Source organism: Pseudomonas sp. KBS0707 (genome assembly GCF_005937945.2).
Lineage (GTDB): Bacteria > Pseudomonadota > Gammaproteobacteria > Pseudomonadales > Pseudomonadaceae > Aquipseudomonas > Aquipseudomonas amygdali.
The window spans coordinates 2343750-2363414 of sequence record NZ_CP041754.1; the positions used below are offsets into that span (position 1 = coordinate 2343750).

Sequence of the window (19665 nt, forward strand, 5' to 3'; positions counted from 1 at the left end):
TCATTGGGTAACCGCCACGGTGTTGATCAGTCTTTTTATTTCAGGCACGCAGGAACCGCATTGGGTCCCGCAACCCAGTTGTGTCTTGAGTTGATTCAGGTCCAGGCCGCGCTCGATACATTCCTTTACTGCGCTCTGGCTGACGTTCATGCAGTTGCACAAGGTCTTGTCGAAGGCCTGCGTCGAGTCTTTGCCAGGCTCGCTACTGAGCGGGGCCAGCAGCCAGCGCCGCAGCGAAGCATCAATGCGTTCTTCCAGCCATAGCGCCTGGAGCCAGTGTCGGGCAAGCGTTTCACCGGCCAGGCGGATGGCAGTAATTCGGCCGTTGTCGATACGCACCCGCTTGCCAATTGAGCGCTTGGGGTCGTCGTAAGCCATGACTGGCCCTTCATCGAGGCCCAGTACCTGGTCAATGTGCTGCAGCAGCATCGGATCAGGCGCTTCGGCGCTGGCGGCGCGTATGATCAATGCAGGACGTTCGCGTCCGGCAAGGCCCATGCTCAGGTAGGTAAACACGTCGCACAGGGGACGCAGCCTTTCCATTTGCTGCTGCACATTGCCCTCGATAAGGGCGAAAAACTGCCAGGGCAGATGAGCTTTTTCGATTTTGACCCCGGAATGCTTGAGTTCCGGTTGTTTCGAGATCGGGTCGAAGGCTGGCTGAGTCAGAGCGTTTACGCCGCCCTTGAGAAACCGGTCGCCCCAGTGCATCGGCAAGAAGGCCTGACCGCAGGCAACACTGTCATCGCCGCCGACGGGCAACAATAGCTCGCCGCGTCGGCTGATCAGCTTGACCAGATCGCCAGGTTGCAGGTCATAACGTTGCATGTCTCGAGGGTTGAGGCTCAACAGCGCTTCGCTGACATGCCCGAACAGCCGCGCAGCGGTGCCGGTGCGGCTCATGCCATGCCATTGATCACGCAGCCTGCCGGTGTTGAGTGTCAGTGGGTAGTCAGCATCGCGCAGCTCTTTGGCGGCGATATAAGGCTCGGATAAAAACTGCGCACGGCCCGAGTCAGTGGGGAAAATACCATCGGTATACAGGCGTGGCGTGCCCACGCTTGCACCGCGAGGGAAGGGCCATTGCTGCGGGCCATGGAGGTCGATGAGCTGGCGGTCGATTCCGGACATATCCAGATCCCGCCCGGCCGTCAGGCCTTTGAACTCATCGAACAAGGCCTTGGGTGTGTGGAAATCGAACAGCGCAGGTGCATCGGGTTGCAGGCGCTTTTGCAGACGTTGGGCGAAGTCCACAGTGATTGCCCAGTCGGAGCGCGCTTCGCCGGGGGGCGCAATGGCTTTGCGGACATTGGAAATGCGCCGCTCCGAGTTGGTCACCGTGCCTTCTTTCTCGCCCCAACTGGCGGCAGGCAGCAACAGGTCGGCATAGCGCGCTGTTTCGGTGGTCTTGAAGGCCTCCTGAAGTACCACAAACGGGCAGGTTTCCAGCGCCTGTCGGATTCTGTTCTGATCGGGCAGTGATTGTGCCGGGTTGGTACAGGCAATCCACAAAGCCTTGATCGTACCGTTTTGTAGTTGTTCGAACAGTTCGATGGCCGACAAACCGGGCTTGGCGGGCAGGCTGTCGACGCCCCAGTAGTGCGCAACCTGCGCACGGTGTTCGGAATTGGCTGCGTCGCGATGGCCGGGCAGCAGGTTGGACAGGCTGCCCGTTTCACGTCCGCCCATGGCGTTGGGTTGGCCGGTGAGCGAAAAGGGGCCTGCACCGGGTCGGCCGATCTGCCCGGTGGCCAGGTGCAGGTTGATCAGTGCGCTGTTTTTTGCGCTTCCCGCAGTGGATTGATTCAGCCCCATGCACCACAGCGACAGAAAGCCCGGAGCTTCACCCACCCAACTGGCGCAGGTGTATAGCTGTTCCTGGGTAATGCCGCAGAGGTTTGCTACGCGTTCAGGCGGGTAATCTCGTACCAGCGCTGACAGCGCCTCATAGCCCTGTGTGTGTGCGGCAATGAACTCGGGATCAATCAGGCTTTCACTGATCAGCACATGGAGGATGCCGTGAAACAGCGCAACGTCGGTGCCAGGCTGAATCGGCAGGTGCAGGTCCGCCAGTTCGCAGGTATCGGTGCGCCGTGGGTCGATGACGATGAGTTTCATCTGCGGGCGACGGCTTTTTGCTTCTTCCAGGCGACGAAACAGAATCGGGTGCGCGTAGGCCATGTTGCTGCCGACGATCATCACGCAATCGCTCAGTTCGATGTCTTCATAGCTGCAAGGCGGTGCGTCGGCGCCCAGGCTGCGCTTGTAGCCGGCCACGGCCGAAGACATGCACAGCCGTGAGTTGCTGTCGATATTGTTGGTGCCGACCAGTGCACGGGCCAGCTTGTTGAACGCGTAATAGTCCTCGGTCAGCAACTGGCCGGAAATATAGAATGCGACGCTGTCGGAACCGTGCTCGCGGATGCTGTCGGCGAAGACGTTGGCCGCGTGCTCCAGCGCGGTATCCCAATCGGTGACGCTGCGTGCCAGGCCTTTGCTCAGGCGTAGTTCCGGATACAGTGCGCGCGCTTCGATGTCCCCGGTCAGGTGCAGGCTTGAACCTTTGCTGCACAACTTGCCGAAGTTGGCCGGGTGCTTCGGGTCGCCGCTGACGCCGAGGATATTCTGCCCGTCATGCTCGATCAGCACGCCGCAGCCAACGCCGCAATAGCAGCAGGTGGACGCGGTCACCCGAGTGGTCTGAATGGCGAGGCTGGTCATGCGCAGGCGGCCTCTGGCGCGGCGGGTTTGCCGAACATCAAGTGATTGCGTATGGCATCAATGCCCTGGCCATCACGTATCTGCTGCAAGTACCAGCTTCCGTCCGCGGTGTCGCCATAAAGGCAGACGCCGACCAGTACGTCGTTCTTGATCACCAGCTTTTTGTAGACACCGCCGATGGGGTCCGAGAGGGTGATGCTTTCAGTGCCTTCAGCACCCAGAAAGTCCCCGGCGGAAAACAGGTCGATGCCGGTGACTTTCAGCTTGGTCGAGGTCACTGACCCCGGATAACGGGCAAAGCCCAACTGGGCAAGGTGATTGGCACACACCCGGGCCTGCTCGAACAGCGGCGCCACCAGCCCGTAAGCGATGCCGCGATGGCTGACGCATTCGCCAATCGCATAGATGCGCGGGTCGTAGGTCTGCAAGGTATCGTTGACCAGAATGCCCCGGTTGCAGGGCAGACCAGCCTGTTCGGCCAATTCGGTGTTGGGGCGTATGCCTGCGGCCATGACCACCAGATCGGTGTCGATCACCTCGCCGCTTTTGAATTGCACCGCGCGTACGCGGCCCAGATCATCGCCGAGCAAGGCTTCGGTCTGTTCGTTGAGGCGAAAACCCAGGCCGCGCTTTTCCAGCGCGGCTTGCAGCATCAGCCCGCTGGTTTTGTCCAGTTGGCGCTCCAGCAGTGTCTGGCCGTTGTGAATCACAGTGACCTGCATGCCGCGCAGGCTCAGGCCGTTGGCAGCTTCGAGCCCGAGCAGGCCGCCGCCGATGATCACTGCGCGTTTGTGTGTGACGGCGGTATCGATCATCTGACGGGTGTGGCCGATGTCGCGGTAGCCGATGACGCCTTCCAGCGTATTGCCGGGAACCGGCAGAATAAAGGGTCGTGAGCCGGTGGCGATCAGCAGGCGATCGTAAGAGGCCTGGGTGCCGTCATCGGCGATTACCACGCGTTTGATGCGGTCGATCTTCACCACGCGACGGTTCAGCAACAACTGGATACCGTTGCTTTCGTACCAGGCCAGATCGTTGAGCACGATGTCTTCGAAATTCTGCTCGCCTGCCAGCACTGGGGACAGCATGATGCGGTTGTAGTTGGGGTGTGGCTCGGCACCGAAGACCGTGATGTCATACAGGTCTTCGCTCAGTTTCAGCAACTCTTCGAGTGTGCGCACGCCGGCCATGCCGTTGCCTATCATCACCAGTTTGAGTTTTTTCATCTTGCCTCCGAGTCACTGCAGCGCGTGCTCGACACGTTTCGCGCAAACAAAAAAGGCGTCCCGCCAGTTGCCTGACGGGGACGCCTTTGTCCGGTCCCGTTCTATCGGGAGGCGCAGCCTTCATCGTTGAGGGCTACGCGTTATGAATGATCTGCACAAGACAATGCAGCGCCTGTGCCAACTCGCATTCACTTGCGTAAAGGGGATTTCGGTCGATGCCTCAGGCTATTTCTGCACTGCGTTGAGGAGTGCTGCACAGAAGCAGGGCGGTCTGGTTCAGTGATGGCTCATGAGCCAGATCACCAGCAGAAGATTGAGCAGCATCGAGATCAGTGCCAGCGTTTGCCAGACTTTGAGCGGTTCGCGTTCCAGCAACGGGCGCGGTTTTGCTACCACCGGGCGATGCTCGGCCTGCTCCATTTCCAGCAACCACTGCTCGGCGGTTTCGTAACGCTGGTGCGGGTCGGCTTGCAGTGCCTTGTCCAGACTCTGGCTCAGCCATTGCGGCAGATCCGGTCGATAACGGCTGGCGGCGATCGGCGTGCCGAAGCGGCGATGCTGAAAGGCTTCGATCTCGCCATAGGGGTAGTGGCCTGTCAGCAGGTAGTACAGCGTGACGCCTGCCGCATACAGATCTTGCTGCGGATGCGGCTCAGCGCCGTTGAAGGCTTCCGGGGCGATGTAGCTCGGGGTGCGGGGCAAGTCGTCAGCGTTGCCAGTTGACAATCCTGGGCAGTAAGCCAGGCCGAAATCCAGCAGGCACAGTTCGCCATCATCTGCCAGCAGCAGGTTTTCCGGTTTGATATCGCGATGAATGATGTTGCGCCGATGCAGCAGGCCCGCAGCGCGTAACAGTCGGGTCGCGAGGTCCTGCCATTGGGCCAGCGGCAGCGGCCCGTTGCGCGTGAAGACATCGGCCAGTGTATTTCCGCAATACTCGCGCATCACGTAATACAGGTGCTGACGGTCTGCCAACGGATGGACCTCGGGAAAGAAGCGCCCGGCAACCCGGCGCAAAAACCACTCTTCAAGCAATAACCCCTGGCCAGCACCCGATTCGTCATGTCGGCTGGCTGGCAGGGTCTTGAGCAGCCACGGTTGGCCGTGGGTATCGGTCACCCGATAAAGGATGGACTGGCGCGACTGCGCCACGATGCTGCCAACCGTCCAGCCTTCGAAAATCTGGCCCGCCTTGAGCGCGGGTGGCAGTGGCCATTGCTGCAATTGCAGTAGCGTATCACCCCGATCGTCTTCGCCGAGCCTGTCGACCTGAATCAGCAGGGCGCTGGCATTGTCCTGGCTGCCCGCCAGATGTGCCGCGCTGACCAGCGTTTTCACCGCCGAATCGAGGTCGTCCTGCTCAGTCAGAATCGAGCGGATGCTTGCATCGCCAAGGGTTGCCCAGATACCGTCGCTGACCAGCAACAGCCGCTCACCTTCACACAGCTCTCCGTCCAGATAGTCCATGACCACGTATTGGTCCAGGCCCAGCGCGCGCTTGAGCACATGCTGCATGTCGGCCTGTTCCCAGACGTGGTCTTCACTGATGCGCTTTAGCGTACCGGCCTGCCAGCGATAAGCCCGGCAGTCACCGACATGGGCAAGGGTGAAGCGTCGTCCGCGCAGCACCAGAGCGCTGAGGGTAGTCAGTAAACCATTGGCCAGCAGCCAGCGATTCTGCGCCAGCAGCAGGCGGTCGAGAGACTGGGCCACGCCCCAGGTTTCCGGCGTGGCGTAATAGTCGAGCGCCAGCGCCTGTAGCGTGGACTGCGCAGCCAGTGCGCCATCAGCACACTGGCTGACGCCGTCGGCAAGGGCGAACAGATAGCCCTTGCTGGCGGCCAGTGTCGGAGCAGGAGTCACCAGGCGCAGAGCATCCTGATTTTCTGCGCGCGGACCGCTGGCGCTGAATTGAGCGAACTGCAGTTGCAGCGTCATCGGCGGTTCAGACTCGCGCCGCGGTCACAGCCGCCGAACCCCAGGTGGTTCTCCAGCGACGCTTGACGTTCAGCAGACCGAACCAGGCCAGCACTGCCAGGCCTGCGAACAGCCACAGGCCCAACTGGTAATCGCCAGTGTTCTGTTTGATGGTGCCCAGACCCGCTGCCAGCAGGAAGCCACCGATGCCGCCAGCCATGCCGATCAGGCCGGTCATGACCCCGATTTCCTTGCGGAAACGCTGCGGAACCAGCTGAAAGACTGCGCCATTACCGGCACCCAGGCCCAGCATCGCGGCAACGAACAGAGCCAGTGCTGCCCACGAACTTGGCAGGTTGAAACCCACCGCCGCGATACCGATGGCCGCAACGGCGTACATCACGGTCAATGTGCGAATCCCGCCAAAGCGGTCAGCCAGCGCGCCACCGAGAGGGCGCATCAGGCTGCCGCCGAAGACACAGGCAGCGGTGTAGTAACCGGCAGTAATCGGGCTCAAGCCATATTGGTCGTTGAAATAGCCGGGCAGGGCGCTGGCCAGGCCGATGAAGCCGCCGAACGTCACGCTGTAGAAAAACATGAACCACCAGCTGTCACGATCACCCAGCGCCTTTAGGTAATCCGCCATGGATTTGGGCTTGCTGCGCTCCGGGGCGTTGCGCGCCATAAGCGTGAAAGCGATCAGGGTCAGAACCAGCGGGATCAGCGCCAGGCCGAATACGTTGCCCCAGCCGAAACTGGCGGCCAGTACCGGCGCGATCAATGCTGCCAGTACGGTGCCCGAGTTGCCCGCACCGGCTATGCCCATCGCCTTGCCTTGGTGCTGCGGTGGATACCATTGCGACGCCAGGGGCAGCGCGACGGCGAATGAAGCACCGGCCATACCCAGGAACAGGCCCAGCAGCAGTACCTGACCGTAGGTGTGAATGCCCAGTTGCCAGGCCGCCAGCAGTGCGCCGATGACAATCACCTGGCCAATGATGCCTGCGGTCTTGGGCGACAGCTGGTCCGCCAGCAGGCCCATGAAAAAGCGCAGCACGGCACCCGCCAGAATCGGCGTGGCGACCATCAGGCCACGTTGCTGAGTGGTCAGGTGCAGGTCAGTGGCAATCTGCACCGCCAGCGGGCCAAGCAGGTACCAGACCATGAAACTCAGGTCGAAATAGAGAAACGCCGCAAACAGGGTCGGTTTATGGCCTGCCTTCCAGAAGCTTGTATCCATGTGTACACCTCATCATCTGCTAGTTAGTCAGTCGGGCCATGACCGCGACACGGGTATTCCAGACGCTGTGGTGGAGTGTTCCGAATGACGGCGACTCCACCGGCCCCGTCGCCGGGGCCAAAACGCAAAAACGTCGCCTCTCTGTCCAAGTGAGCGGAAAGAGATGAGCGACGTCTTTGTCGTAAAAAGGTGATAGCCGCCGTTGGCTACCGTGCGATTGCTAAAGCAAGAGATGGGCCAATGGCGTTGCAAGCGATTAGCCGCAAGCTGCGAGCGGGTTTGGGTGATTCCCGGGAAGCAGGCGAGGGCCGGTCAGTGACCTTGAAGCGGGCGCTCGCCAGCAAAGCGCTGTAAAACAGGGCGCGCCGCGAGCGACAGTCTGCAGCCTGAAAGGGCAAGATCACGCATGGCCATTGAAGAGTTTATTAAAGTTCAATGGCGGTATTATTATTTCAGGTGCCATTGGTTTTGGTGTTAAGTACTGTCATTGTGATGCTGTTTTGACGTGCTTGTATGACGGTTTTAATAGCGCTGATCAATAAGTGTTAATATTCTGTTTATTGAGGTTGTACGATAACACCAGTCTCAATATTTAATTTACATTGCCCGGTATCTCTGACAGCATTCATTGCACCGTGATTAACACGGCTCATCCATCAGGAAATGAATTTACTCTTCACTGCGGCGATCTGTAATTGCAAATTGCCTGTCAATTTCGATAAATGTTTACTTTTTAAAAAGTAATCGTCTACTCGCTCTTTTTCCGGTTTTCAGTTGCCCTCAAGGGCTTGAAACACCGATCCCGGGTACCTCCCGGCAATACAGCCGCGCCGACCGGGCTGTCTTCCTCTTCGCGCTTCATTGCAGGCGCCAATAAAGGACATCATCATGAGTAACATCAATTACGCACCCACCATCTGGTCCAGAGCTGATGCGCTGAAGGTCAATGAAAATGATCCGACTACCACGCAGCCTCTGGTAAGCCCGGATTTTCCGGTCATGAGTGATACCGTATTCATCTGGGACACCATGCCGTTGCGCGAGCTTGACGGCACCGTGGTTTCAGTCAACGGCTGGTCGGTGATCGTCACGCTGACGGCTGACCGCCACCCCGACGATCCGCAGTATGTCGGTGCCAATGGCCGCTATGACATCAAGCGTGACTGGGAAGATCGTCATGGCCGGGCACGCATGTGCTACTGGTACTCGCGCACCGGAAAGGACTGGATCTTTGGTGGCCGGGTAATGGCCGAAGGTGTGTCGCCAACCACCCGGGAGTGGGCGGGCACACCCGTACTGTTGAATGATAAAGGCGATATCGACCTGTACTACACCTGTGTAACGCCGGGTGCGGCAATTGCCAAAGTACGTGGCCGTATTGTGACGTCCGACAAGGGCGTGGAATTGAAAGACTTTACGGAGGTGAAAACACTGTTCGAGGCCGACGGCAAGTATTATCAAACCGAAGCGCAGAACTCGACTTGGAACTTTCGCGACCCCAGTTCGTTTATTGATCCCAATGATGGCAAGTTGTACATGGTTTTTGAAGGCAATGTCGCCGGCGAACGCGGCACGCATACAGTAGGCGCCGCAGAACTTGGTCCTGTTCCGCCAGGTCATGAGGAAACAAGCGGTGCCAGATTTCAAGTCGGCTGTATCGGACTGGCCGTTGCGAAACACCTCAGTGGCGATGAGTGGGAAATACTTCCGCCGCTGGTCACCGCAGTAGGCGTCAATGATCAGACTGAACGCCCGCATTATGTCTTTCAGGACGGCAAGTATTACTTGTTCACCATCAGCCACAAGTTTACTTATGCCGATGGTGTTACGGGTCCGGATGGTGTTTACGGGTTTGTCGGCGAGCATTTGTTCGGGCCTTACCGGCCGATGAACGCTTCCGGCCTGGTGTTGGGCAATCCGCCCGCACAGCCATTTCAGACTTACTCGCACTGTGTGATGCCGAACGGTCTGGTGACCTCGTTCATCGACAGCGTACCCACCTCTGGCGAGGATTACCGCATTGGCGGTACCGAGGCACCGACGGTGAGGATTCTACTGGAGGGCGATCGCTCGTTTGTGCAGGAAGTGTATGACTACGGCTACATCCCCGCGATGAAGAACGTGGTGCTGAGCTGACCGACTGCACGCATTAACCTGGTAGCGGAAGAACGCCTGTGCGAGCAGGCGTTCTTCGCTCGTTTACCCCAGCAACTCGCTCATCGCGATAATTTGCTCGGCCACCTGAATCAGCTTTTGCTGGCGACTCATCGCCTGACGCCGCATCAGGGTGTACGCGTCTTCCTCGTTGCAATCCTTCATTTTCATCAGCAGCTCCTTGGCCAGCTCGATGCGCTTGCGTTCGGCCAGTTGCTGATCGCGGGCATGCAGTTGCGCACGCAGCGCCTGATCGCTCTCGAAACGGGCCATCGCCACGTCCAGAATCGGTTGCAGCCGTTGGGCCTGGATACCCTCGACGATATACGCACTGAGCCCGGACTTGATTGCCTGGCGCATCACGCCCGGATCGTGCTCGTCGGTGAACATCACGATGGGCCGCGGCTGGTCACGGCTGACCAGCACCACTTGCTCCATTACGTCGCGTCCTGGCGATTCGGTGTCGATCAGGATGACGTCCGGGCGCACCGCTTCAACGCGGGCGGGCAAGTCGATGATCAGTCCGGATTCGTCGATTACTTCAAAACCGGCCTCTATCAATGCCGATTTGAGGCGACCGACTTTTCTGGCCGTGTCATTGATAAGCAGGATACGCAGCATGGTCACGTTCTCCGTCAACGACTGGCCACAGCGGGCGCGTTGGCGGCCAGCGAGTGGAGCTTGAAGCTACGCGCGTAGCCTGCGGGGTCGCTGCCGTCCCAGACCTTGCCATCGATCAACTGACTGCTGCGCAGGGTTGCAGTGGGTGCGTCGATGCCCAGCGCATCAGCTGCCTGGCGATACAGGTCCAGTTGCTGGACACGGCTGGCGACAGCCAGGTAATCCGGGTCTTCACGCAACAGGCCCCAGCGCCGGAACTGAGTCATGAACCACATGCCGTCGGACAGCCACGGATAATTGACCTGCCCCTGATCATGGAAACTGACTGCATGCGGATCCTGCCAGTGATTGCCGAGGCCGTCGCTGTAGTGGCCAAGCAGGCGCGGCTCGATGCAGTCCGGCGAGGTATCCAGATAATCCGCACCGCTGAGCAGTTGTGCGGTGCTGCGCCGATTATGGTCGCTTTCCTCGATGAAGCGGCTCGCTTCCAGTACGGACATGATCAGCGCTCTGGCGGTGTTGGGGTTCTGCTCGACGAACTCACGGGTACAGCCCAGCACCTTGCCCGGGTGGTCCGGCCAGATCGACTGGCTGGTCGCCATGGTGAAGCCCAGTTGCTGCTGAACGGCGCTGGCGCCCCAGGTTTCGCCGACGCAGAAACCGTCGATGCGCCCAGCCTGCAGGTGTTGCGCCATTTGCGTGGGTGGCACCACGACACTGGTCACATCATCGAGCGGATGGATGCCTTGGCTGGCCAGCCAGTAGTAGAGCCACATGGCGTGGTTGCCGGTGGGGAAGGTCTGCGCGAAGGTCAGCCTTGATCCGCTTTGGTGCGCGCGTTTGTCCAGTGCTTCAGGAGTGATCACGCCCGCCTGCTGCAACTCGCGGGACAGGTTGATGCACTGGCCGTTCTGGTTGAGTCCCATGAGGATGGCCATGTCGGTCGCCGGACCACCGCTGATGCCCAGTTCCACCGCATAGATCAGACCATACAGGCTGTGTGCCGCCTGCAACTGCCCGCTGACCAGTCTGTCGCGCAGCCCGGCCCAGGAGGTCTGACGCTCGAGGTTCAGGCTCAGGCCGTATGGCTGGGCGAAACCTTGAGTGGCCGCAACCACCAGCGGGGCGCAGTCGGTCAATGCCATGAAGCCCACGTCCAGGCTGTTCATTTCCGGGGCGTCACTACCGGCCACCCAGTCCAGCGCATTACCGGTTCGTTCGTTCATCGCGCGTGCTTCATCAAAGGTCCGTCCAGAAAAAAGGCGTCGTCCGACCCATTGCAATGCAAGTGTCGAAGCGACGCCGTTGTCCATGCACCGCTCCGCCGTTGGAGTGAGTGCCGATAGCGGTTTCAAGCAAGGCATATGCCATCGCCGGGGAAGAGTGAGCAACAAGTTTGTCTCGCGCCTCGCCTGACAGGCCTGCACGCGTCTATAATCGCCACCCTGAATTCAGCTGCTCACGAGCCCATCCCGCCATGTATAACCTGGCCCGCCAGTTACTGTTCAAACTTTCTCCGGAAACCTCTCATGACCTGTCGCTGGACCTGATCGGTGCAGGCGGGCGGCTGGGCCTTAATGGCCTGCTGAGCAAGTCCCCGGCGAAGTTGCCGGTCAGTGTGATGGGGCTGGAATTTCCCAACCCTGTGGGGCTGGCAGCAGGTCTGGACAAAAACGGTGCAGCCATTGATGGCTTTGCGCAGCTGGGCTTCGGCTTCGTCGAGATCGGTACTGTGACGCCACGTCCACAGCCGGGCAACCCCAAACCGCGCATTTTCCGCCTGCCGCATGCCGAGGCGATCATCAATCGCATGGGCTTCAACAATCTGGGCGTCGATAACCTGGTGTCCCGAGTCCAGGCGGCAAAGTATCGCGGCATTCTGGGCATCAATATCGGCAAGAACTTCGACACGCCGGTCGAGCGTGCGGTGGACGATTACCTGATCTGCCTGGATAAGGTCTATGCCCACGCCAGCTACGTCACCGTCAACGTCAGCTCACCCAACACGCCGGGGCTGCGCAGTCTGCAGTTCGGTGACTCGCTCAAGCAACTGCTCCAGGCCCTGAGCCTGCGCCAGCAGGAACTGACGCAGCGGCACGGCAGACGCGTGCCGTTGGCGATCAAGATTGCCCCGGACATGAGCGATGAAGAAACCGTGCTGGTGGCCTCTGCACTGATCGAGTCGGGCATGGATGCGGTGATTGCCACCAACACCACGCTCAGCCGCCAGGGCGTGGAAGGGCTGCCGCATGGCGATGAAGCGGGTGGTCTGTCGGGCGCGCCGGTGCGGGAAAAAAGCACGCACATCGTCAAGGTGCTGGCCGGTGAGCTGGCAGGTCGTCTGCCGATCATTGCCGCTGGTGGTATCACTGAAGGCCGGCATGCCGCCGAGAAGATAGCCGCAGGTGCCAGTCTGGTGCAGATCTATTCCGGTTTCATCTACAAGGGCCCTGCGCTGATTCGCGAATCGGTGGACGCCATTGCGGCAATGCCACCGGCCGTACGCTGAATCGAAGGCAAAAAAAGGGGCTCCTCGAGAGAGCCCCTGGGCGTTGGCCCGCCGCCCGGGTCGGGCGTGCATGGTACAGGTGTGAATCAGTCAATCATGTGGGTGGCCCGACAGAGGCCTGAAAGTCTTTGAATCGCCTCATCCGACCGCGTGAAGTTCGTTGAGTCTGTGGATGCCCGCAGTGCCGGTCATACCGTCCCAGTTGTCGCCGCGTCCTTCGCGCCAGCCATTGATCCATGCCTGGCGTACTGACGGTAGAGTAAAAGGGCAAAGCTCACGGGATTTACCATGAACGCCGTATTGATATCCGCGTAAAAATGCTCTTTCCAACGGATCACGCTTAAGTCTTCTCATAGGGTAATGCCCTCGTCTGTTGACTGTAATATCCCTGAGACCCCTTGATGAGGTCGGGCAGAATCTTCTGCCGTTGGTGCCCGCTGCCGGCGTCGCGGGCCTTGATGTCATAACCGTTGCAGAGATGACCTGAGACGATTTCTAACCAAAGCACAGGTCGGTGTGAATGATCGTTTTGTCATAAGCACGTCATATTCAGGTCTGTCGAGCAATAAGCAATGGTCTGTTCAAACACTGATTGTTTGGCGCAACCCTTTTGACGCAGGGGTTTGCGAGCCAGATGAGATCGCTTGTCAGTCTCGTATGGTGGCCTAATGCCTTGGCTGGTTAAGCGACGAAGGGTCGCGATGGGCACGGTAGAAATGTGACTTTTCCAGCGTGACTTTTTAATTACGTCTTTTTATTGCCGACATCGTCCTGGCGGATATCTGTTCTAATACTCCCGAAAACTGCCGCAATGACATGACAGGATCATGCGGTGGACCGGCACACATCACGTGCCTCGCAGGCGTTCTCCACGAAAGACGCCTGTTCAAATCTGGCAGGGCAATGCGTTGCCCGCCGCAGACGGCTCAGGCCCTGGAATACACATGTCGGATCGCTACGAACTTTTCCTTACTTGCCCCAAAGGCCTCGAAGGACTGCTTGCCGAGGAAGCTACGGCACTGGGTCTGCAAGAGACCCGCGAGCACACATCGGCCATTCGCGGCTCGGCCGACATGGAGACCGCCTACAGGCTGTGCCTCTGGTCGCGGCTAGCCAACCGCGTGCTGCTGGTGCTCAAGCGCTTCCCGATGAAGGATGCCGAAGACCTGTATCACGGCGTGCTCGATGTCGAGTGGCAGGATCATCTCGAGTCCGATGGCACCATCGCAGTGGAGTTCAGTGGCCACGGGTCGGGCATCGATAACACCCACTTCGGTGCATTGAAGGTCAAGGATGCGATCGTCGACAAGCTGCGTACTCCGGATGGCGAGCGGCCATCAGTGGACAAGATCAACCCTGACCTGCGCGTGCACCTGCGCCTGGATCGCGGCGAGGCAATTCTGTCTCTCGACCTCTCTGGCCACAGCCTGCACCAGCGCGGCTATCGTCTGCAGCAAGGTGCTGCGCCCCTGAAGGAAAACCTTGCCGCCGCGATCCTGATCCGCGCTGGCTGGCCGCGCATTGCTGCCGAGGGCGGCGCGCTGGCTGACCCGATGTGCGGTGTCGGTACGTTCCTGGTCGAGGCCGGCATGATAGCCGCCGACATCGCCCCGAACATCAAACGCGAACGCTGGGGCTTCTCTGCCTGGCTCGGCCACGTTCCGGCGCTGTGGCGCAAGCTGCACGACGAAGCGCTGGCACGCGCAGAAGCAGGGCTGGCCAAAACGCCTTCATGGATTCGCGGTTACGAGGCCGATCCGCGGCTGATCCAGCCTGGGCGCAACAACATCGAACGTGCAGGTCTGAGCGACTGGATCAAGGTCTATCAAGGCGAAGTCGCGACCTTCGAACCGCGTCCGGATCAAAACCAGAAAGGTCTGGTGATCTGCAACCCTCCGTACGGCGAACGCCTGGGTGATGAAGCCAGCCTGCTTTATCTCTACCAGAATCTGGGCGAGCGCCTGCGTCAGGCCTGCCTTAACTGGGAAGCTGCGGTGTTCACCGGCGCGCCTGACCTGGGCAAGCGCATGGGCATTCGCAGCCACAAGCAGTATTCGTTCTGGAACGGTGCCTTGCCGTGCAAATTGCTGCTGATCAAGGTCACGCCTGATCAGTTCGTGACCGGCGAGCGTCGCACACCCGAGCAGCGTCAGATCGAGCGCGAGAACCCTGTCGAAGTTGAAGTTGTTGAAAGAAAGCTCAACAAGAACGGCAACCCGATCAAGCCGGAACCGGTGGTGGTCGAACAGGCGCGCCTGAGCGAAGGCGGGCAGATGTTTGCCAATCGCCTGCAAAAGAACCTCAAGCTGATGGGTAAATGGGTGCGCCGCGAAGGTATCGATCGCTACCGCGTCTACGACGCCGACATGCCTGAATACTCGCTGGCGATCGACCTGTATCACGACTGGGTTCACGTTCAGGAATACGCAGCGCCCAAGTCCATCGATCCGGAAAAGGCTTCGGCCCGGCTGTTCGATGCACTGGCGGCCATTCCGCAGGCGCTGAACATTGACAAGAACCGTGTGGTGATCAAACGTCGCGAGCGTCAGAGCGGCACCAAACAATATGAGCGTCAAAGCGCGCAGGGCCAGTTTCTGGAAGTCAGTGAAGGCGGCGTCAAGCTGCTGGTCAATCTGACCGACTACCTCGACACCGGCCTGTTTCTCGACCATCGTCCGATGCGTATGCGTATCCAGCGCGAGGCCTCCGGCAAGCGCTTCCTGAACTTGTTTGCCTACACCGCGACGGCCAGCGTGCATGCCGCCAAGGGCGGCGCGCGCAGCACCACCAGCATCGACTTGTCGCGTACTTACCTGGACTGGGCGCGGCGTAACCTGTCACTGAACGGCTTCTCCGACAAGAACCGTCTGGAGCAAGGGGACGTGATGGCCTGGCTGCAGGCCAATCGCGACGAGTACGACCTGATCTTCATCGATCCGCCGACGTTCTCCAACTCCAAGCGCATGGAAGGCATTTTTGATGTGCAGCGTGATCAGGTCGAGCTGATCGATTTGGCCATGGCGCGTCTGGCCCCGGGTGGCGTGCTGTACTTCTCCAACAACTTCCGCAAGTTCGTGCTCGATGAAAATCTGAGTCAGCGCTATGCGGTCGAGGATATTACCGCGCAAACCATCGACCAGGATTTTGCCCGCAACGGCAAGATTCACCGCGCCTGGAAAATCATGGCGCGTGCCTGATACGGTGTGTGATGAGCTTGCCTGTAACAGTTTTGTACAGGTTTGCTCATCGCTCCCTATGAAAATTACTGGCGAATAGCTATAACAGAAGTCATAGCCAGCTTGACGCTTCAGCATGTTGGCGTCATGAGTTTCTGTGTATGACAGCGAAACGGTTCAGGCTCAGAGTTCTGAGTTTCATCAACGGCCAGCTCTCAGCGTGGCCAATAGCCGTTTTGGCATTGATGGTCGGAGCGGCACTTACCATCATGTTGGCGCTGGCCGACAATGAGCTGTACCAGCGTCAATTGCGCCAGCGTTTCGACATGCTTGCTGCGGAGCGCTTCAGTCGTCTTCAGGAGCGTCTGGACCGGCAGGTCACTCGGCTAGACACCCTGTGTCGCTTCTTTATCTTTTCCCATCAGGTCGAGCAATCGGAATTCGACGGCTTTGTCGCGCCATTGCTGATTGGAACCCAGGCCTACGCCTGGAACCCGAAAGTAACGCTGGCGGAGCGGGCCGCTTTTGAACAGCAGGCGCGTGAGGAGGGCTCAGCCGGATACGCCATACGTGAAATGGATGAAAACGGTGCGTTGAAAACCGCCACTGTACGCAACGAGTATTTTCCGGTTCGATTCATCCAGACACTCAGCAAAGTTCCGACACCGTCGGGGTTTGATATAGCCTCGGAGCCGGTACGTCATGTCGCTCTTGAGCGTGCGCGTTTACTCAAGCGCATTGTTGCAACGCCTCGTATCAGCCTGTTGGCCCTTGACCCGTCAGACACGTACGGAATTTTGCTGGTGGCGCCGGTGTTCTCCATCGGCCAGTCGCCTTCCGAATTGAGAGGCTATGTCACTGCAGTGATCAGCCTGACGCAATTGATGAGCATCGGCACAGCGGAGCAGGACAATCTTGCGGTCACCATGCTTGACCTCAGTTCGCCGGCAAAGCCTGAGCAGGTTTACCAGTCGCCGGTCGTAGCAGTACGCAATCATTTGTATGCCAGCAGCCTTCTGAGCCTCGGTGACAGGGATTATCTGGTCGAGGTTCGCCCTACGGAAATCTTCAGCCAGAGCAATCAGACCATGATGCCGGGCCGGGTGCTGTGGCTTGGCGGGCTTTTGAGCCTGATGCTCAGCGCGTTGCTCTACAGCCTGATCAGCCAGCGTCAGCGAGCGCTGCAGCGTGTGGCGCAGCGTACCCGCGAGTTGCGCCAGCGCGGGCAGCAGTTACGGGCGGCGCACGGGCAATTGCGCAGTGTGCTGGACGCCGCGACCGAAGTGGCGATCATTGCAACCGACCTGGATGGGCTGATCAAGACGTTCAACGTCGGTGCGCAGAAAATGCTGGGTTATTCTCAGGAAGAGGTACTGGGCAGGCTGCGCCTCATGGACCTTTATCAGCCGGCCGAGCTGGAGGCCCGCGCGAGTGTATTGAGCAAGGACCGCGGGCACCCGATCAGCGCTTCCCGGCTGATGTTTCTCGACGCCGTGCAAGACGGTCATCACCCTTCGCAGGAGTGGACCCTGCAGCGCAGTGACGGCAGCACCCTGGTGGTGAACATGCTGGTTACCGCCGTGCGCGACGATCAGGGGCTCTGGACCGGGTATCTGGCGGTGTGCATCGACGTCACGGAGCACAAACGCGTCAACGAAGCGCTTGCCGAACAAGGGCAATTGTTGAAAAAACTTGGCTCGCAGGTGCCTGGCGGCATTTATCAGTATCACCTGGCTATCGACGGCAGTGCGCGCTTCAGATACGCCAGCGCTGGCATGTGCGAGCTGTTTGAAGTCGATGAAGCGCAGTTGCTGGGCGATTCCGAGGCCGTTCTGCGACGTATCCAGCCACCGGATCTGACGCGCGTCAGAAGCTCTATTCTGGCCAGCGCGAAGCATCTGACACCCTGGAGCAAGGAGTACCGTGTCGACCTGCCACGCAAGGGCCAGCGCTGGCTGCGCGCTGCGTCCACGCCAGAACGGTTGGTAGATGGCAGCGTGCTATGGCACGGCTTTGTGTCCGACATCACCGACCTCAAGCGTGTCGAACAGGAGTTGCGCGCGCTGTCGGTCACCGACGTACTGACGGGTGCCTACAACCGGCGCTATTTCCAGGACCGCATGCAGGCCGAGCTGAAAAGGATCGACCGGCACGGCGGTAACCTGTCGATCATCATGCTCGATATCGATCATTTCAAGCGCATCAATGATCGTTTCGGGCATGCCGCAGGCGATCAGGTGCTCAAGGCGATTTCGGAAAAGATCAGCCAGCGCCTGCGTAGCGATGATGTGTTCTGCCGCCTTGGGGGTGAAGAGTTCATGGTGATCTGCCCGGGCACACGGGGCTCGCAGGCGTATCAACTGGCTTTGAGCCTGCGCGAGGGCCTGCGTAACCAGGTTATCGAAGGCGTCGATCAGGTTGTGACGGCCAGCTTCGGCATCGCCAGCTGGAGAGCCGGTGAGGGGATCGACACAATGTTGTTGCGCGCTGACTCGGGTGTCTATGCCGCCAAACAGGCCGGTCGCGATCGGGTCGAGCCTGAGCAGATCTGACGCACACAGACCCGCTTCGAAAGCGGGTCTGCTGGTTACAAGCGGCGGGTGGTTATTGCTGGATCGAGACCGTGGTGTTGGTCAGTTTCGGCTGTCGATACAGATCGACCAGTACCTCGTCCAGTATCGAGGATGCGCCAAACGGACGCGGATCGTTGAGGATCGCCACGACCGCCCAGGTGTTGCCGTTGCTGTCGCGGCTGAAGCCGGCAATAGCGCGAACCGTGTTCAGCGTGCCTGTCTTGATGTGCGCTTCACCCAGCAATGGGGTGCGCTTCAGACGTTTACGCATGGTGCCGTCCATGCCTGCCAACGGCATCGAACTCATGAATTCGGCAGCATACGGGCTGCGCCACGCAGCCTGCAGAATAATGGCCATCTCACGGGCACTGACACGTTCCGCACGCGACAGGCCGGAGCCGTTCTCCATGACCAGATGCGGCGCGGTGATGCCTTTTTTCGCCAGCCACTGGCGGATGACGCGCTGGGCAGCCTTGCCGTCGTCACCGTCAGCTTCATTGCGGAACTCTTCACCCAGGCTCAGAAACAGTTGCTGGGCCATGGTGTTGTTGCTGAATTTATTGATGTCACGAATGACTTCCACCAGATCCGGCGAAAAAGCCTTGGCCAGCAGCTTGGCATTACCGGGCAAAACGCCAACGCGGTCCTTGCCCTGGATAGTGCCGCCCAGTTCCTGCCAGATGGCCCGTACTGCGCCTGCCGCATAGGTCGGATGGTCAAGCAGCGAAAGGTAGGTCTGCGAATTGCAGCCGTTGCCCAACTGGCCAGTCACCGTCACATTGACGCTGCCGTCAGGCTGGGTGACCGGGTTGTAGCGCACATCCCCGGTGCATTGCTTTGATGCGCTCGCCTTCACCTGGTTGTCGATGCGAATGGTCGCAATCGGCGGCTCGACCGAGACCAGAATTCTGCCGTCATCGTTTCGGGTCACGAAGCGCAATGCCTTGAGATTGACCATCAGCGCATCAGGCTTGACCAGAAACGGCTTGTTATCATCGTTGCCGTCATCATTGAATTCGGGCAATTGCGGCTGCACAAAATGGCTGCGGTCCAATACCAGGTCACCAGTCACCTGTTGCACACCGTTGGCGCGCAGGTCACGCATCAGCAGCCAGAGTTTTTCCATATTCAGCTTTGGATCGCCGCCGCCTTTGAGGTACAGGTTGCCGCGCAGCACGCCGTTGCTCAGGGTGCCATCGGTGAAGAATTCGGTTTTCCACTGGTGGGTAGGGCCGAGCATTTCCAGCGCGGCGTAGGTGGTGATCAGCTTCATGGTTGAGGCCGGGTTGACCGATACGTCGGCATTGAACACGGTCGGCGTGCCCGGCCCGTTGAGCGGCAACATCACCAGCGAAAGCGCGTCATCGCCGAGTTTGCTGGCTTTCAGAGCCTGTTGAACCTTGGGGGGCAGCGTGGTGTTGATGACGGCAGCGTAGGAGGGCAGAGCCAGTGGCAAAAGAATTGACGCGAGCAACAATGGACGTAGCGACTTGATCATTGAATAAAACCCTACTGCAAGGGGGGACAT

Annotated in this window: 11 protein-coding genes and 1 pseudogene; 4 read left to right on the forward strand and 8 right to left on the reverse strand. The window is 59.4% G+C overall.

Features of this window, described 5'->3' with window-relative positions:
- From FFH21_RS10985 to FFH21_RS11000, 4 genes and pseudogenes are all read right to left on the reverse strand, one after another.
- Positions 1–2721, reverse strand: a complete 2721-nt coding sequence (locus FFH21_RS10985) for a nitrate reductase (RefSeq protein ID WP_011168360.1) — start codon at positions 2719–2721, stop codon at positions 1–3.
- 20 nt (positions 2722–2741) lie between these two features.
- Positions 2742–3947, reverse strand: a pseudogene (locus FFH21_RS10990) (NAD(P)/FAD-dependent oxidoreductase); the annotation flags it as partial.
- A 276-nt stretch (positions 3948–4223) separates the two neighbouring features.
- The gene (locus tag FFH21_RS10995; protein WP_054073183.1) at positions 4224–5885 is read right to left on the reverse strand and encodes a bifunctional protein-serine/threonine kinase/phosphatase; all 1662 of its coding nucleotides are present in this window, start codon (positions 5883–5885) and stop codon (positions 4224–4226) included.
- Between the two features lie 7 nt (positions 5886–5892).
- A complete protein-coding gene (locus FFH21_RS11000; RefSeq protein WP_002553050.1) occupies positions 5893–7104 on the reverse strand; it encodes a NarK/NasA family nitrate transporter in 1212 nt (403 codons plus the stop codon).
- Positions 7105–7992: 888 nt separating this feature from the next.
- Between FFH21_RS11000 and FFH21_RS11010 the strand changes: the two genes are divergently transcribed.
- Positions 7993–9240 (forward strand): glycoside hydrolase family 68 protein, encoded by a 1248-nt coding sequence (locus FFH21_RS11010; protein ID WP_011168363.1) that lies wholly within the window; start codon positions 7993–7995, stop codon positions 9238–9240.
- 63 nt (positions 9241–9303) lie between these two features.
- On the opposite strand, the gene FFH21_RS11015 is transcribed toward FFH21_RS11010, so the two are convergent.
- A complete protein-coding gene (locus tag FFH21_RS11015; RefSeq protein WP_011168364.1) occupies positions 9304–9879 on the reverse strand; it encodes an ANTAR domain-containing response regulator in 576 nt (191 codons plus the stop codon).
- 14 nt (positions 9880–9893) lie between these two features.
- Positions 9894–11105 (reverse strand): CmpA/NrtA family ABC transporter substrate-binding protein, encoded by a 1212-nt coding sequence (locus FFH21_RS11020; protein ID WP_041924512.1) that lies wholly within the window; start codon positions 11103–11105, stop codon positions 9894–9896.
- Positions 11106–11356: 251 nt separating this feature from the next.
- Here FFH21_RS11020 and FFH21_RS11025 point away from each other — a divergent pair, with 251 nt between their 5' ends.
- Entirely contained in the window at positions 11357–12388 is a 1032-nt protein-coding gene (locus FFH21_RS11025; protein ID WP_004659287.1) for a quinone-dependent dihydroorotate dehydrogenase, read from the forward strand.
- A 138-nt stretch (positions 12389–12526) separates the two neighbouring features.
- Here the strand turns inward: FFH21_RS11025 and rmf are convergent, their stop codons facing one another.
- Positions 12527–12742 carry a ribosome modulation factor gene (rmf, locus tag FFH21_RS11030; RefSeq protein WP_002553055.1) on the reverse strand — a complete coding sequence of 72 codons (216 nt, stop codon included), beginning with the start codon at positions 12740–12742 and terminating at the stop codon, positions 12527–12529.
- A 590-nt stretch (positions 12743–13332) separates the two neighbouring features.
- On the opposite strand from rmf, the gene rlmKL reads away from it, so the two are divergent.
- Together rlmKL and FFH21_RS11040 are read left to right on the forward strand one after the other, a co-directional pair.
- A complete protein-coding gene (rlmKL, locus tag FFH21_RS11035) occupies positions 13333–15585 on the forward strand; it encodes a bifunctional 23S rRNA (guanine(2069)-N(7))-methyltransferase RlmK/23S rRNA (guanine(2445)-N(2))-methyltransferase RlmL (RefSeq protein WP_011168367.1) in 2253 nt (750 codons plus the stop codon).
- A 140-nt stretch (positions 15586–15725) separates the two neighbouring features.
- Entirely contained in the window at positions 15726–18116 is a 2391-nt protein-coding gene (locus FFH21_RS11040; RefSeq protein ID WP_011168368.1) for a diguanylate cyclase, read from the forward strand.
- A 52-nt stretch (positions 18117–18168) separates the two neighbouring features.
- Here FFH21_RS11040 and dacB read toward each other — a convergent pair whose 3' ends face one another.
- Positions 18169–19635 carry a D-alanyl-D-alanine carboxypeptidase/D-alanyl-D-alanine-endopeptidase gene (gene dacB, locus FFH21_RS11045; protein WP_002553058.1) on the reverse strand — a complete coding sequence of 489 codons (1467 nt, stop codon included), beginning with the start codon at positions 19633–19635 and terminating at the stop codon, positions 18169–18171.
- Positions 19636–19665: the final 30 nt, after the last annotated feature.

Bases quoted from the DNA above. Each gene is read 5' to 3' on its own strand.
- FFH21_RS11015 (WP_011168364.1), bottom strand. From the start codon at position 9,879: ATGCTGCGTATCCTGCTTATCAATGACACGGCCAGAAAAGTCGGTCGC.
- rmf (WP_002553055.1), bottom strand. From the start codon at position 12,742: ATGAGAAGACTTAAGCGTGATCCGTTGGAAAGAGCATTTTTACGCGGA.
- FFH21_RS10985 (WP_011168360.1), bottom strand. From the start codon at position 2,721: ATGACCAGCCTCGCCATTCAGACCACTCGGGTGACCGCGTCCACCTGC.
- dacB (WP_002553058.1), bottom strand. From the start codon at position 19,635: ATGATCAAGTCGCTACGTCCATTGTTGCTCGCGTCAATTCTTTTGCCA.
- FFH21_RS11040 (WP_011168368.1), top strand. From the start codon at position 15,726: ATGACAGCGAAACGGTTCAGGCTCAGAGTTCTGAGTTTCATCAACGGC.
- FFH21_RS10995 (WP_054073183.1), bottom strand. From the start codon at position 5,885: ATGACGCTGCAACTGCAGTTCGCTCAATTCAGCGCCAGCGGTCCGCGC.
- FFH21_RS11025 (WP_004659287.1), top strand. From the start codon at position 11,357: ATGTATAACCTGGCCCGCCAGTTACTGTTCAAACTTTCTCCGGAAACC.
- FFH21_RS11000 (WP_002553050.1), bottom strand. From the start codon at position 7,104: ATGGATACAAGCTTCTGGAAGGCAGGCCATAAACCGACCCTGTTTGCG.
- FFH21_RS11020 (WP_041924512.1), bottom strand. From the start codon at position 11,105: ATGAACGAACGAACCGGTAATGCGCTGGACTGGGTGGCCGGTAGTGAC.
- FFH21_RS11010 (WP_011168363.1), top strand. From the start codon at position 7,993: ATGAGTAACATCAATTACGCACCCACCATCTGGTCCAGAGCTGATGCG.
- rlmKL (WP_011168367.1), top strand. From the start codon at position 13,333: ATGTCGGATCGCTACGAACTTTTCCTTACTTGCCCCAAAGGCCTCGAA.